This is a genomic window from Muricoccus harenae (assembly GCF_009848505.1).
Lineage (GTDB): Bacteria > Pseudomonadota > Alphaproteobacteria > Acetobacterales > Acetobacteraceae > Roseomonas > Roseomonas harenae.
This window is the reverse complement of sequence record NZ_WWDL01000004.1, coordinates 175,307-189,339: the sequence shown is the minus strand read 5'-3', so window position 1 is coordinate 189,339 and position 14,033 is coordinate 175,307. Positions and strand designations below refer to the sequence as shown.

Sequence of the window (14,033 nt, the reverse complement as noted above, 5' to 3'; positions counted from 1 at the left end):
GTGGATCGAGCCCGGAGGAGGTGGTGCGGGCCGTGATGGCCATCCTTTCCTTCCCGGCCATGACCGGGCAGATGATCGCCCTTGATGGGGGGCAGCACCTGCAATGGGCCCCTGCGCGTGGACAGGGGAGCCCAGAGGAATGACGGCCTATATCCCGGATGCCGCGCGCGGCCTGCGTCGCGTTTTCGTGCGCGACCTGACGGTCCAGGCGCGGCTCGGTATCTTCCCGAAAGAGGTGGCGGCGCCGCAGCGCGTGGTCATCGGAATCGAGCTGTTGGTGACCGACGACGCCGCCCCGGCGGGCGTCGGGCCCGACCGACTCGAGCGGGTGGTGGATTACGGCGCCGTGGCGAACCGGGCACGGGAGGTGGCGACCAGCGGCCACACCCGCTTGGCGGAGACCCTGGCCGAGCGAATCGCCGTCGCCTGCCTGGAAGACCCCCGGGTGCAGGCGGTGCGCGTGACGGTGGAGAAGCCCGACATCATACCGCAGGTGGGTGCAGTGGGCGTGAGCGTGGAGCGGCGGCGGGGCTGAGTCCCAACCTGGCGTGGGACAGCTTTGTCAATGCCCCTCACGGAAGCGAGAGGAAATTCATCCCCCGCCGGAACGGTCCCGGATACGGGATTGCGGAATGCAGTTGGAAGATCAATGTGAACGAAGCATGAAAGCAGTTCACCACGCGAAAGTAAGTAGATACAGCATCTTATGTGAATGCTCAGAAATTAGGCATCCGCGTCGGGACTCTTTGATGACGGCCACTCGGAGCAATACCGCCCAGCCCTGTCCACAAGCTTATCCACAGCTTCGGGGGACAACCGAAGAAACCCAACGGAAACAAGCCTGATGGCCTTTTCCAATGAGCAGACCACCCCGTTGGCCCCAATGGAGGGGCGCGAGGTGATCGAGACGGCCCTGGCCACCTTGCCCTTCTCGCCGGGTGTCTACCGGATGCTCGATGCGAAGGGGGACGCGCTCTATGTCGGCAAGGCGCGGAGCCTGCGGAAGCGGGTCTATGCCTATACCCAGGTCCAGAAGCTGCCGGACCGGCTGAAGCGGATGGTCTTCGAGACGCGCTCGCTGGAGGTGATCACCACCGCCTCCGAGGCCGAGGCGCTGCTGCTCGAGGCGAACCTGATCAAGCGGCTGCGGCCGCGCTACAATATCGTCCTTCGCGACGACAAATCGTATCCCTGGCTGGTGATCACAGAAGATCATCCTTTCCCGCAGATCACCAAGCACCGCGGGGAGCGGCGCAAGGGGGCATCCTATTGGGGTCCTTTCGCTTCGGCCTGGGCGGTGAACCAGACGCTGACGGCGCTGCAGCGGGTGTTCCTGCTGCGCTCCTGCCGGGACACGGTGTTCGACAACCGCTCCCGCCCCTGCCTGCTGCACCAGATCCGCCGCTGCTCCGCACCCTGCGTCGACCGGATCTCCAAGGACGATTATGCGGAGCTGGTGCGGGAGGCGACGCAGTTCCTCTCGGGCGAGACGCCCTCGATCCAGAAGCGGCTGGCGAAGGAGATGGAGGAGGCGGCCGAGAAGCTGGAATTTGAGCGTGCGGCGGCCCTGCGGGACCGAATCCGGGGCCTGACCCATGTGCAGGGGCGGGACCGGATCAACCTGGACGGGGTGGGTGATGCCGATGTGGTGGCGCTGCACCAGGCGGCAGGCCAGGCCTGCGTTCAGGTATTCTTCTTCCGGGGCGGGCGGAACAACGGCAACCGGCCCTTCTTCCTCTCGGGCGTGCGGGCGGATGCGGAGCCGGCGGAGGTGATCACAGCCTTCCTCGGCCAGCTCTATGACGACCTCCCGCCGCCGCCGCTGGTTCTGGTTTCCCATGAGTTGCCCGAGGCGGCACTGGTGGCCGAGGCGCTGGCGCTGCGGGCGGACCGCAAGGTGGAGGTCCATCACCCGAAGCGCGGCGAGAAGCGCGCGGCGGTGGATCACGCCCAGACCAATGCGCGGGAGGCGCTGGAGCGGAAGCTGGCCGAGGGCGCAGCCCAGGGCGAGCTGCTGCAGGGGGTGGCGAAGGTGTTCGACCTCCCCTCGGCGCCCGAGCGGATCGAGATCTACGACAACAGCCACATCCAGGGGGCGAATGCCTATGGGGTGATGGTGGTGGCGGGGCCGCAAGGTTTCATCAAGAACGCCTATCGCAAATTCTCCATCCGCGGGGATGGGGCTGGCGCGGCCAAGGGGAAGCGCTCCGCCGATCGTGGCCCGGCCCCTGCCGACGAGGCCGGGGTGGAGCCGCTGGCGCAGGAGGATGTGCGCGCCCTGGCGCATGACGCCGCCGCCCGCGCCACGCCGCGCACCACCGGCGGGCCCCGGGGCGGCGACGACTTCGCCATGATGCGGGAGGTGTTCGAGCGGCGATTCGGGCGCGCGCTGAAGGAGGACCCGGAGCGCGAGAGCGGCACCTGGCCGGATCTGGTGCTGATCGACGGCGGGATAGGCCAGCTCCATGCCGCGCGGGACATCCTGACCGAGATGGGCATCCATGACGTGCCGCTGGTGGCGGTCGCCAAGGGGCCGGACCGCGATGCGGGGCGGGAATGGTTCCACCGGACGGGGCATGACCCGATCCAGCTGCCGCCGCGCGACCCGGTTCTCTATTACCTGCAGAGGCTGCGGGACGAGGCGCACCGATTCGCCATCACCACCCATCGCGCCGGGCGCTCCAAGTCGCTGGTGACGAGCGAGCTGGACGAGATCCCGGGTGTCGGCACTGCGATCAAGCGGGCGCTGCTGAACCATTTCGGCTCGGCGCGCGGGGTGCGGAACGCGTCCCCGGACGATATGCGGAATTGCCCCGGGATCGGCCCGGCCGTGGCCAAGCGGGTCTATGAACATTTCCATCCCGGCACCACCGGCCCTGCCGAGGCGCCGAAGCCGCGCGGCCGGGCGCGGGTGAAGCCGGGGCCGGTGCAGGTGCTGGCGGAGGGACCGGAGAAAGCCGTGGGCGAGGCTTCCGCGCCCGAGGCGGAGGACATTGGAGCCTTCCCCCTGGCGGCGGACGCGGCGGGGCACGAGGTGGAAGGTTGAACCCACGCGTTCCCCCTCGCCCGGTTCTGGGCTAGGGGTTCGGCAAGGAGCCGCGGATGCCCATCGACCTGCCGAACCTGCTAACCCTCTCCCGCATCGCGGCCATCCCGCTGCTGGTGGGGCTCATGTTCCTCCGCACGCCAGTGGGGGACATCCTTGCCTGCGCGGTTTTCTCGGCCGCCGCCATCACCGACTATTTCGACGGCAAGATCGCGCGGGAGCGCGGGGCGCATTCCGCCTTCGGGCGGATGCTGGACCCGATCGCGGACAAGCTGCTGGTCGGCGCCGCGCTGATGCTGCTGGCTGGGATGGACCGGCTATCGGGGCTCGGGCTGCTGCCGGCCATCGTGGTGCTGCTGCGGGAGATCCTGGTCTCCGGGTTGCGGGAATACCTGGCGGGGCTCCGGATCGGGCTGCCGGTCACGCGGCTGGCGAAGTGGAAGACCGGCTTCCAGATGGGGGCCATCGGCACCATCGTGGCGGGGGATAGCGGCGCCTCGGCCATTGGGCTGAGCTTCCTTCCGGTTTCCTGGCTGGGGGAGGCCGGGTTGTGGGTGGCGGCCGCCCTGACCCTCTGGACCGGATGGGACTACATGACCGCCGGCATGCGCCATGCGGCGGCCGAGGACGGCATTCGCCAGGGCGAGCGGGCCGGGTAGCAAAGAAGCGGCCTGCGGGGGCATCCTGCTTGCCAGCGAATCAGACTGGGCCCGCCGCCGCGGGCCACACGGAAAAGGACTTCGACATGGATCGCGTTCGTCCGGGGCTGCTCGCCTGCCTGCCGCTCACCCTTCTGCTCGGCGGCTGCTTCGGCGACATCGACATGGCCCCGTTCGGCCGCACCGACCCGATCGGCGGCCCCGGCAGCCTGACGGTGCAGCGCGTCATGGGCACCGTGGATGAGGTCCCGCCGCTGCTGCCGGAACCGGGCAATGTCTGGCCGGCCGAGGAGGCGCCGCGCGCCACCCTGCTGAACCCGGATGCCGCCGTGCCGTTGCGCGACCCCGCCGCCGCGCCGCTGGACCGGGCGCGCCAGCGCGGCCGCCCGCCGGAGCCGGCGCTGGAAAGCGCGCGGCCCGGCCCCGACACGCCCGAGGGCGATGCGAGCCGCCGCCAGCCCCGCCTGCGCCGCCAGGGCAGTTCCGAGGCCCTGCCGCCGCTCGACCCGCCGCCCCTGCCCCGCCAGGGCGTGCCGCGCGGCGCGCCGCCGACGCCGCCCGAGCCGCGCCTCGAGGGTCAGGTGCTGCCGGTGCCGGGCGGGCCGCCCGCCACCATCACCGGGGGCTCGGGCCGTGTGCAGTCCTACACCCAGCCCGGCGTCGGCACCGGCACGGCGATCCGTGAGGGCGGCACGACCACCTTGATCGGGCCCGACGGAAGCATCCAGGTGGTGCCCAACACACGATGAAAATCCTCTACTTCGCCTGGCTTCGGCAGCGCGCCGGGGTGGGAGAGGAATCCGTCTCCCCGCCGCCGGAGGTGGTCGATGTGGGCGGGTTGATGCGTTGGCTGGCAACGCGGTCGCCGGGGCATGCCTCGGCCTTCGCCGATCCGGCGCAGGTGCGGATGGCGGTGAACCAGGATTTCTGCGGCCCCGACCATCCGGTGCACCCGGGCGACGAGGTGGCCTTCTTCCCGCCGGTGACCGGTGGCTGAGGCGCTGATGAGCGTTGTGCCCACCATCCGCGTGCAGGAAGCCGGCTTCGACCTGACGGCGGAGACGGCGGCGCTCTCGGCCGGGCGGGTCGATGTGGGCGGAGTGGCCAGCTTCGTCGGGCTCTGCCGCGCCGATGACGGGCTGCAGGCGCTGGTGCTCGAGCATTACCCGGGCATGACGGAGCGGGCCATCGCCCGCATTGTGGAGCAGGCCTGCCAGCGCTGGCCGCTGACGGGCTGCACCGTGATCCACCGGGTCGGGCGCATCCTGCCTGGCGAGGGGATCGTGCTGGTGCTGGCCGCGAGCCGGCACCGGGTGGCCGCGCTGGAGGCCTGCGCCTTCCTGATCGATTGGCTGAAGACTGGCGCCCCATTCTGGAAACGCGAGGAATTCGCCGGCGGCGGCGAGCGCTGGGTGGCGGCGCGCGCGGAGGACGAGGCGCGGGCCCAGGGCTGGGACGGCGGATCGGGCGCGGCCGGTTGAGGCGGCTGCTGACGGTGGTGGCAGGTGGGCTGATGCTCGCCTGGCCGGCCTTCATCGCGGGCTACCCGCTGGTGTTCAGCGACAGCGGCGCCTTCCTGCACCAGACGCTCGGACCGCTGATGATCTGGGACAAGCCCTGGATCTACGGGCCATTGGCCTTCCTGTTCCACTGGAACCACACGCTCTGGCCGGTCGTGGTCGCGCAGGGCGTGATGCTGTCCCACTTGCTGTGGCTGATGCTGCGTGCCTTCGGCGGCGCGGCCTCGGCGGGGCGGCACCTGTTGCTCTGCGGTGTGGTGGCGGTGCTGACGGCGGCGCCCTTCTCGGTGGCGCTGGTGATGCCGGACGCGCTCACCCCCGCCGTGGTGCTCTGCGCCCTGCTGCTGGCTTTCGGGCGGGCTTCGCTCTCGCGCCGGGAGGTGGCGTGGCTTTGCGTCCTCGGCGCGGTGGGGGCGGCGGCGCATCTCTCGCATCTGCCGATGCTCGGGGCGCTGATGGTGGTCGCGCTGCTCGGCGGGTGGCGCGCGGCGGGGCGGGTGGCGGTGCCGCTGGCCGGCGCTGTGGTTCTGCTGCTGGCGACAAATCTGGCAGGGCATGGGCGGCTGTCGCTCTCGCCCTATGGATCGACCTTCCTGTTGGCGCGGATGGTGGCGAACGGGCCGGCGATCCGCACGATCGAGGCGCGCTGCCCGGAGGCGGGCTGGGCGCTCTGCGCCTTCGAGGGACGGTTGGCGCCCTACGGGCCCGAGGGCTGCACGCTGCGGCAATGCCCGCGCGAGCTGCTGCCGAGCGACATCTTCCTATGGGAACCCTCCAGCCCCGTGAACCGCGACGAGGCGGGGCGGCCTCGCGATTTCGGCGGGCGGGCCTTGTCCGGGGAGGCGCGGGAAATCGTCGCCGAGACGGTGGCGAGGGAGCCCTTCGCCGTGGCGCGGGACGCGGTGCGGGACATGCTGGCGCAGCTCGCCGCCAATCGCGTGGGGGACACGCTGGAGCGGCGGCATATCGGCGAGGGTGTGCTGGGGCAAATCCGCGCCTTCGGCCCGGAGGAGGCGGCGCGCCTCCAGGCCGGGGCGCAGTGGCGGGGCGTGTTACCGGGGCTGGTGGCGCCGGTGCTCTGGGTCCAGGGGCCGGTGCTTCTGCTGGGGGCGGCCACGCTGGCGCTGCTCGGTTGGTTCGGGCGGCGGGAGCGGATGGTGGTGGGATTCGCGCTGGGGATCGGCATTGCGATCCTCGCCAACGCCTTCGCCACCGGGGCGCTGAGCGGACCGCATGACCGGTATGGGGCGCGGGTGGCCTGGCTGGTGCTGGCGGGGGCAATGGCGCTGGCGATGCGGCGGGACAGTGGCCGTTAAGACCCGCGCCGCTCGCGCGGGAGGGAGCCCCCCTGTTGTCGTCCGGAACGCCACGCTGCCGCGCCGCCTATCGGCGCAGGCAGGCCATGCGTGGCTTGCTGCTGCGGGGCACCGGCACGGGTCGGTTCACCCCAGGCCGCATGAAGCGGCGTGCCTCGGCCGGGCCGCCGATCAGCAGGGCGGGCTGGCGGCCGGCGGCGCAGAGGCCGGCGAGGCCGCGCATGGGCGGCAGGGGCACGGCCCCTCCCCGTCCCCAGACGGCGCCGAGCCGGGCCAGGGCGACGCGGCGGTTATAGGCGGCGCCGCGTTCGGGTTCGCCGGAATGGTAGCGGCCGATGGCCTCGCCCCAATCGGGGGCGGCGGCGCGCAGGCGGGCGAGGAAGTGGGCCGCGTAGCGGGCATTGGCCAGCGGATCGAAGGCTTGGTCGAGATTCGCGAAGGCGTCCGGGTGGTACATGAGGTTCACCTGCATGCAGCCGACATCGATGGAGCGGACGCCTCGCGCCTGAAGGGCGGCGACGGCGGCGATGGCGGCGGCGCGGGTGGGGGCAGTGTGGCCCTGGCCTTCGGCATTCCAGGTCCAGGGCCAGGGCTCGGGCCGGCCGGCGGGGTCGCTGCGGCCGGCCTCGACCAGGGCGATGGCGCCGAGCAGGCCGGGCGGGATGGAGGATCCCGGCTCCACGGCAGCGATGGCGCGGCGGCAGGCGGACCAGTCGCCGCCCGCCCCCTGGGCAGCGGCCGGGGCGGCCCAGGCCAGGAGAGCGGCGCCGAGCAGGGCGAGGAACGGTTGGGCGGGCGGCACGGGGCAGAGGTCGGCCGCCCCGCGCCTGCGGTCAAGCTCGGGCAACCAGGTACGACTTGTGGACAGGTCAGCTCGTGGCGAGGGCGGCCGCGCGGGCGGCCTTGCGGCTGGCGTGGCCCTCGGCGGCATCGGCGGCGACCTCGGACAGGCGGGCGCGCTCCTCGCAGGTGGCGCGGATGCGGTCCAGCTCCTCCTCGGTCAGGTGCTCGATGCCGATGAAGGCGTTCCCGGCGGCGCTGGTGCGGATCAGCTCGTCCAGCTTCGCCTGGATGGCTGCGCCGTCCCGGTTCTGGGTGTTCTGGATCAGGAAGACCATCAGGAAGGTGATGATGGTCGTGCCCGTGTTGATGACGAGTTGGCAGGTGTCGGAAAAGCCGAAGAAGGGGCCGGAGACGGCCCAGACCAGGACGATCAGGACGCAGAGGGCGAAGGTCATCGGTCGGCCGGTGGCATGCGCCACACGGCTGGCGATGTCGTCTGTGCCCTGGCCAGCGGTTCAGCTCGACTCGATGATCGTTTTGATGCGGGCGGCCAGCACTTCCATCGCGAAGGGCTTGGTCAGCACATGCATGCCGGGCTCCAGCAGGCCGTTTCCCACCACCGCATTCTCGGCATAGCCGGTGATGAACAGCACGCGCAGCCCTGGCCGGGCATCCCGCGCCGCATCGGCGACCTGGCGGCCGTTCATGCCGCCGGGCAGGCCGACATCGGTGATGAGGAGGTCGATCCGCCCGGGCGCCTTGACGAGCTGCAGGGCCGCGGCGCCGTCGGCGGCCTCCATCGCGGCATAGCCCAGCTCCTCCAGCACCTCGGTGACGAGCATGCGGATGGTGGGCTCGTCATCGACGACCAGCACCGTCTCGCCCTCGCGCGCGCGGGGCGATTCGGCCTGGATGCCCTCGGCCTCGCCGTCCTCCGCATTGCCACGGTGGCGGGGGAGATAAAGGCGCATCGTCGTGCCCTGCCCCACCTCGGAATAGATGCGGGCATGCCCCCCGGACTGGTGGGCGAAGCCATAGATCATCGAGAGGCCGAGGCCGGTGCCCTGCCCCATGGGCTTGGTGGTGAAAAAGGGATCGAAGGCCCTCACCACCACATCGGGCGGCATGCCGGTGCCGGTGTCGGTGACGCAGATCACGATGTACTGACCGGGCGCCATGTCGCGTTCCCGCGCCGTGCGCTCATCGATCCAGGTATTGGCCGTCTCGATGGTCAGGCGGCCGCCGGCGGGCATGGCGTCCCGCGCGTTGATGCAGAGGTTGAGCAGCGCGTTCTCGAGCTGATTCGGGTCGCAGAGGGTGGGCCAGAGGCCGATGGCGAGGATCGCCTCCACCTCGATCGCGGGGCCCATGGTGCGCCGGATGAGGTCCTCCATGCCCTGGATCAGGCGGTTGGGCTGGATGGCCTTCGGGTCCAGCGTCTGGCGGCGGGAGAAGGCAAGGAGGCGGTGGGTGAGCGCGGCGGCGCGGCCGGCGGCGCCCTGGGCGGCGGCGATATAGCGGTCCATCTGGTTCAGCCGGCCCTGGGCCACGCGCGTGCGCAGCAGGTCCAGGCTGCCGATGATGCCGGTGAGCAGGTTGTTGAAGTCATGGGCGATGCCGCCGGTAAGCTGGCCCACGGCCTCCATCTTCTGGCTCTGGCGCAGCGCCTCCTCGGTCTGGCGCAGGGCCTCGGCCCGCTCCTTCTCGGCGGTGACGTCGCGGCCGACGGCACTGACCAGCCCCTCGCCCGGGGAGGCGGACCAGCTGATCCAGCGCCAGCTGCCATCCTTGTGGCGGTAGCGGTCGTCGGACCGCCAGATCGACTCGCCCCGCTCCAGCATCCGCATCCGCTCGCGGGCAGCCTCGACGTCCTCGGGGTGGATAAGGTTGAAGACGCGGGTGCCGATCAGCTCGGCCTCGGTCCAGCCGAGCACCGTGGTCCAGGCCGGGTTCACGGCGGTAAGGGTGCCGTCGGTGCGGGCGACGAGCATGATATCGGCCGAGAGGCGCCAGAGGCGGTTGCGGTCGTCGGTGCGCTCGGCCACCTCGGTCTCCAGCCGCTCGTTCAGGGTGCGGAGCTGGGCCTCGGTGCGCTTGGTGGCGGTGATGTCGTAGATGACGCCGCTGAAGCGGAGATCGGTGGTCTCGGCGTCGCGCAGGTATTCGCCGCGCCGGGTCAGCCAGCGGGTCTCGCCGGTATCCGGCCGGGTGATGCGGAGATCGGCCTGGGCAGCGGTGCCGGGGGCAGGCTGGGCGGATTGCTCGATGATCGGCGGATCGCCGGGATCGACCAGGGCGTTGATGGTCCGCAACGGAAGGTCGCTCGCGGCATGAAGGCCAAGCAGCGCGCAGAACTGGGGGGAGACGGAGACGGTGCCGTAGCCCACGACATAACCGAAGGTGCCGATGCCGCCCGCAGTCTGGGCGATGCGCAGCTGCTCCTCGACCCGCTTCTGGTCGGAGACATCGACGAGCGTGCCGACGAAGCGGCGGGGCTCGCCGCTCTCGTCCGAGTAGCAGCGGCCGCGGGCATGGACCCAGCGCATGGCGCCGCCGGGCAGGAGGATTCGGTATTCCTTCGAGAACAGGTCGGCGCCGCGCAGGATGGCGCCGACGGCCAGGCGGATGCGTGGCTGGTCGTCGGGGTGGATGATGGAGAAGAAGGTGCCGGGCCCGACGCCGCGCGCCGCCTGCTCCGCATCCAGGTCGTAAAGGGCGACGAAGCGGCTGTCGCCGATGATGCGGCGCGCGGGCACGTCCCAGTCCCAGGAGGCCAATACCCCGGCGGCGGAGAGGGCTTCCCGGAGGCGTTGACTTGTCTCGCCCAACTCGTCCTTCCGGGCCCGAAGCGCCATTTCGACGAGGCCTGCCTCGCGCGCGGCGGTCACGTCGGCCTGCGTGGCAAGGAAGAAGGCTGGACCCTCGCCGCCATCCGCTACGGGAGTGATCGAGAGGGCGTTCCAGAAGGGCGTGCCGTCGCGGCGGGCGTTGAGGATTTCGGCCTCCGCCGGCCGGCCTTGGCGCAGGGCGTCGGCTAGTGCGGCGGTGACGGCGGGATCGGTGCCCGGGATCTGGAGGAAACGGCAGTTGCGGCCGAGGGCCTCCTCTGCGGGATAGCCGGTCAGCCGGGTGAAGGCGGCGTTGACGAAAACGATCGGGTTATCCGGAAGCCGCGGGTTGGTCACCACGATGGACAAGCCGGCGCGCTGCATGGCGGCGAAGAGTGGCCCGGCGAGGCGGCGCAGCTCCGCCGGGGCCTCGGCAGGGTCCATGGCGGAGCTGCCCTGAACTTGCTGGCGCTGGACGTAATTCCCTGGCGAGTGGTCCATGGTGCCGCTCACGGCCACGCCCGGCCGGGCGCCCGCGGGCGGGGGCCGCGACTGTCCGGGTGGGGGGCCGGTTGCTTCGAGATTGCCTTGTCCTCCGGCATCAGGTCGCGCCCCGGCAGCAATGCCCACTGTTTGGTGGCGCAATCAAGGGTGGGCCGCATGGATGCGATGCATCGGCGGCGCCTGTGGCCGAGGCCGCGCAACCCGGTTCGGTCCCCAGGCGATAGGGTCCCATATCCCGGAGGGACCCATGCACGCCAAGATCACCATTCACGTCGGCCCGGAGCAGCTCTTCGCCTGGCTGGCGGAGCCGCAGAATGCCCGGTTCTGGTTCGCCCATCTGCGCCACGAGGCGGATGTGCTGCCCGATCCCGGGCTGAGTGCCGATGCGGGGAGTCGCACGGTGCGCTGGACCACCGCTCCCGCTGGGGAAATGGTGGTGACCGGGCGAGGCGAGGTGGCCGATCTCTCCCTCACCTTCACCGAGGGCGGCCATGTGGACGAGCCGCCGGCCGAGGAGATGAGCCCGAACGACGACCCGACGAACGCCGGCAACGCGCTCCGCAGCATCAAGAGCCATGTGGAGGCCGCCGATGGCGGCGACCCGGACATGCACACGCCGGGCGTTGTCTCGCGCGAGGATGTGGACGAGGCCGACCGGGAGATCGCGGCGGATCCCGAGCACAGCGGCACGCCGCGGCGCCAGGGTGGAGGCTGATGGGCGGGCGCTGAAGGTCGGATTCCCCGGGAGGCCCTGGCTGGATCCTCCCGGAGGAGTCAGGCCGGGTCGCCCTCGGGCTTCGGCGCGCCGGGCCTGGTGGCCAGCACCTTCCAGACCCCATCCGCCGCGGCGATCCTGCGGTCGCCCACGGTGATCATGCCGCGGACGAAGACCACCGACTTGGCGACGCGCAGCAATTCGCCGCGCGCCTCCAGGAACTCGCCCGGCTGGGCGGCGGCGAGGAAATGGGTGTTGAGCTGCATGGTGACCGCCGGGCGCTGGCCGGTCGCGCGCCAGACTGTCAGGCCCAGCGAGTTGTCCAGCAGCGTCACCAGCATTCCGCCATGGACGATGCCATGGCCATTGGCGTGGTGCGGCTCGGCAAGGACGCCATAGGCCCAGCCATCCCCTTCCGGCCGGGACCAGAGGGGGCCGGTATGGCCGGAGAAGCCGACGGGCGGGCGGCGGGACCAGCCGGCGGCCTCGGGATCGAAAGCCACTATGCCGCGGCCTTTTGGTCGAGGGATGCGAAGGTTTGCTCTTGTTCGGCGAGGCGTTGGAGGATGGGTGAGGGGGCGAGGGTGGTGTCGCCGGATTGCTCGGCGAAGTCGCGGAGGCGTGCGGCGATGGTTTGCAGGCCGATGCTGTCGGCGTGGAACATGGGTCCTCCCGTCCAGGCGGGCCAGCCATAGCCGTTGAGCCAGACAATATCGATATCGCCGGCGCGGGCGGCGATGCCCTCCTCGAGGATGCGCGCCCCTTCGTTGATCATCGGGTAGAGCAGGCGCTCGAGGATTTCGGCCTGGGGAATGGCGCGGCGGGTGATGCCTTGGTCTGCCGAGACGCGCTCGATCAGGGCTGCGACCTCGGGGTCGGCCGCCCCTGTCCGGGCATCGCCCGAATAGTCGTAGTAGCCGCGGCCGGTCTTCTGCCCCAGCCGCCCGGCCTCGCAGAGGGCGTCGGCCACGGGGGCGGTCTTGCCGGTGGCCTTGCGGATGCGCCAGCCGATGTCGAGGCCGGCGAGGTCGGCCATGGCAAAGGGGCCCATGCGGAAGCCGAAGTCCGTCAGCGCCTGGTCCACCTCCTTGGGCTGGGCGCCCTCCAGCAGCAGGCGCTCGGCCTGGGCCGTGCGGCGCGACAGCATGCGGTTGCCGATGAAGCCGTAGCAGACGCCCGACACCACCGGCACCTTGGCCAGCCTGCGGCCAAGCTCCATCGCGGTCGCCAGCGCATCGGGGGCGGTTTTCGCGCCCCGCACCACTTCGAGCAGCTTCATCACATTGGCCGGCGAGAAGAAGTGCATCCCCAGCACGTCGCCGGGGCGCGAGGTGGAGGCCGCGATCTCGTCGACATCGAGATAGGAGGTGTTGGTGGCGAGCACGGCACCCGGCTTGGCGATGGCCTCGAGCTTGCCGAAGATCTCCTTCTTGAGCCCCATCTCCTCGAAGACCGCCTCGACCACGACATCGGCCCCGGCGGCGGCCTCCAGCCCGACCTTGCCCTCGATCAGGCCGAGGCGCTGGTTGCGCGCCTCCTCCGTGAGGCTGCCGCGCTTAACGGAGGTGGCGTAGTTGCCGGCCACCCGCTCGAGACCGCGCCGGAGGTTCTCCTCGCTGGTCTCGATCAGCGTGACCGGGATGCCCGCATTGGCGAAGCTCATGGCAATGCCGCCGCCCATGGTGCCGGCGCCGATCACGGCGGCGCGGGAGACCGGGCGGGGCTGGGTGCCCTTGGGCAGGCCGGGGATGCGGGCGGCGGCGCGCTCGGCAAAGAAGACATGGCGCAGCGCCTTGCTGCGGGGGTCGTCGCGCAGGCGGTGGAAATGCGCGCGCTCCACCGCCAGCCCCTCCTCGAAGGACTTCTCGAAGGCGGTGCGGACGGCGTCGATGATGGCCTCGACGCTCGGATTGCCGGCATGCTTCCTGAGCAGGGCGGAGGCGGCCTCCTCGAAGGCCTCGCGGGGGCCGAGATTGGTCCGATCCCTCGCCGGGACGGGCAGCGCGCCATCGGCCAGCCTGAGCGCCAGGGCCTTGGCGGCAGGCAGCACCTCCTCGGCCAACTCATCCACCAGGCCGAGCGACTGGGCCTCCTTGGCGGAGATCGGGGTGCCGTCGCAGGCGATCCGCGCGGCCGGGGCGGCGCCAATCAGGCGCGGCAGGCGCTGGGTGCCGCCGGCACCAGGCAGGATGCCAAGCTTGACCTCGGGCAGGCCAAGTTTGGCCGAAGGCGCGGCGACACGGGCATGGCAGCCCAGCGCCACCTCGAGCCCGCCACCCAGCGCGGCGCCATGGATGGCGGCGACCACCGGCTTGGACAGCCTCTCCAGCACCGCAATCACCTCGGGCAGGCTCGGGGGCACCGGCGGCTTGCCGAATTCGGTGATGTCAGCGCCTGCGATGAAGGTGCGGCCCTCGGCCGCCAGCACGATGGCGCGCACCGCAGGATCGGCGGCCGCCGCCTCGGCACATCCCTTGATGCCCGCCCGAACCGCAGCCCCCAGCGCATTCACCGGCGGGCTTGCAATCAAGATGATCGCAACACCACCATCAACCTTGATCGTGACCGGTCCCTGCTGGGCCATGCGCCGGCTCCCTCGACTGCTCGGCAAGACGTTGTTTTCAGGACGAAAACACGGATCCAGCCGGGCAGGAGGTAAGGG

The 14,033-nt window shown here is 71.1% G+C and carries 12 protein-coding genes and 2 pseudogenes; 9 read left to right on the top strand and 5 right to left on the bottom strand.

Annotation, left to right across the window (positions count from 1 at the left end; all coding sequences use genetic code 11):
* From GSE44_RS25545 to GSE44_RS05355, 8 genes and pseudogenes are all read left to right on the top strand, one after another.
* Positions 1 to 143, top strand: a pseudogene (locus GSE44_RS25545) (short-chain dehydrogenase); the annotation flags it as partial.
* Positions 140 to 535: a dihydroneopterin aldolase gene (folB, locus tag GSE44_RS05385; protein ID WP_159347759.1), complete on the top strand. Its 396-nt coding sequence runs from the start codon at positions 140 to 142 to the stop codon at positions 533 to 535. The pseudogene GSE44_RS25545 and the gene folB, both read left to right, overlap by 4 nt.
* Before the next feature lie 309 nt (positions 536 to 844).
* Positions 845 to 2,872 (top strand): annotated as a pseudogene (uvrC, locus tag GSE44_RS05380) (excinuclease ABC subunit UvrC); the annotation flags it as partial.
* Between the two features lie 230 nt (positions 2,873 to 3,102).
* Positions 3,103 to 3,705, top strand: coding sequence for a CDP-diacylglycerol--glycerol-3-phosphate 3-phosphatidyltransferase (pgsA, locus tag GSE44_RS05375; protein WP_159347757.1), 603 nt, complete (start codon positions 3,103 to 3,105; stop codon positions 3,703 to 3,705).
* Positions 3,706 to 3,791: 86 nt separating this feature from the next.
* Positions 3,792 to 4,454, top strand: a complete 663-nt coding sequence (locus GSE44_RS05370; RefSeq protein ID WP_159347756.1) for a hypothetical protein — start codon at positions 3,792 to 3,794, stop codon at positions 4,452 to 4,454.
* A complete protein-coding gene (moaD, locus tag GSE44_RS05365) occupies positions 4,451 to 4,702 on the top strand; it encodes a molybdopterin converting factor subunit 1 (protein WP_159347755.1) in 252 nt (83 codons plus the stop codon). The genes GSE44_RS05370 and moaD overlap by 4 nt, the downstream gene beginning before the upstream one ends.
* Before the next feature lie 7 nt (positions 4,703 to 4,709).
* Positions 4,710 to 5,186, top strand: a complete 477-nt coding sequence (locus GSE44_RS05360; protein WP_159347754.1) for a molybdenum cofactor biosynthesis protein MoaE — start codon at positions 4,710 to 4,712, stop codon at positions 5,184 to 5,186.
* On the top strand, positions 5,183 to 6,541 hold the full coding sequence (locus GSE44_RS05355) for a hypothetical protein (RefSeq protein ID WP_235924572.1): 1,359 nt from the start codon (positions 5,183 to 5,185) through the stop codon (positions 6,539 to 6,541). Before GSE44_RS05360 ends, GSE44_RS05355 begins: the two co-directional genes overlap by 4 nt.
* A gap of 67 nt (positions 6,542 to 6,608) precedes the next feature.
* Here the strand turns inward: GSE44_RS05355 and GSE44_RS05350 are convergent, their stop codons facing one another.
* From GSE44_RS05350 to GSE44_RS05340, 3 genes are read right to left on the bottom strand one after another with little or no spacing between them, the layout of a single operon-like run.
* Complete coding sequence (locus tag GSE44_RS05350; protein ID WP_235924571.1) at positions 6,609 to 7,388, bottom strand: transglycosylase SLT domain-containing protein; 780 nt, start codon at positions 7,386 to 7,388, stop codon at positions 6,609 to 6,611.
* A gap of 22 nt (positions 7,389 to 7,410) precedes the next feature.
* Entirely contained in the window at positions 7,411 to 7,815 is a 405-nt protein-coding gene (locus GSE44_RS05345; protein WP_268893627.1) for a low affinity iron permease family protein, read from the bottom strand.
* 24 nt (positions 7,816 to 7,839) lie between these two features.
* Complete coding sequence (locus GSE44_RS05340) at positions 7,840 to 10,665, bottom strand: hybrid sensor histidine kinase/response regulator (protein ID WP_235924570.1); 2,826 nt, start codon at positions 10,663 to 10,665, stop codon at positions 7,840 to 7,842.
* 238 nt (positions 10,666 to 10,903) lie between these two features.
* On the opposite strand from GSE44_RS05340, the gene GSE44_RS05335 reads away from it, so the two are divergent.
* Complete coding sequence (locus tag GSE44_RS05335; protein WP_159347751.1) at positions 10,904 to 11,371, top strand: hypothetical protein; 468 nt, start codon at positions 10,904 to 10,906, stop codon at positions 11,369 to 11,371.
* A gap of 59 nt (positions 11,372 to 11,430) precedes the next feature.
* Here the strand turns inward: GSE44_RS05335 and GSE44_RS05330 are convergent, their stop codons facing one another.
* Together GSE44_RS05330 and GSE44_RS05325 are read right to left on the bottom strand one after the other, a co-directional pair.
* Complete coding sequence (locus GSE44_RS05330) at positions 11,431 to 11,874, bottom strand: PaaI family thioesterase (protein ID WP_159347750.1); 444 nt, start codon at positions 11,872 to 11,874, stop codon at positions 11,431 to 11,433.
* A complete protein-coding gene (locus GSE44_RS05325; RefSeq protein ID WP_159347749.1) occupies positions 11,874 to 13,955 on the bottom strand; it encodes a 3-hydroxyacyl-CoA dehydrogenase NAD-binding domain-containing protein in 2,082 nt (693 codons plus the stop codon). The genes GSE44_RS05330 and GSE44_RS05325 overlap by 1 nt, the downstream gene beginning before the upstream one ends.
* Positions 13,956 to 14,033 lie beyond the last annotated feature (78 nt).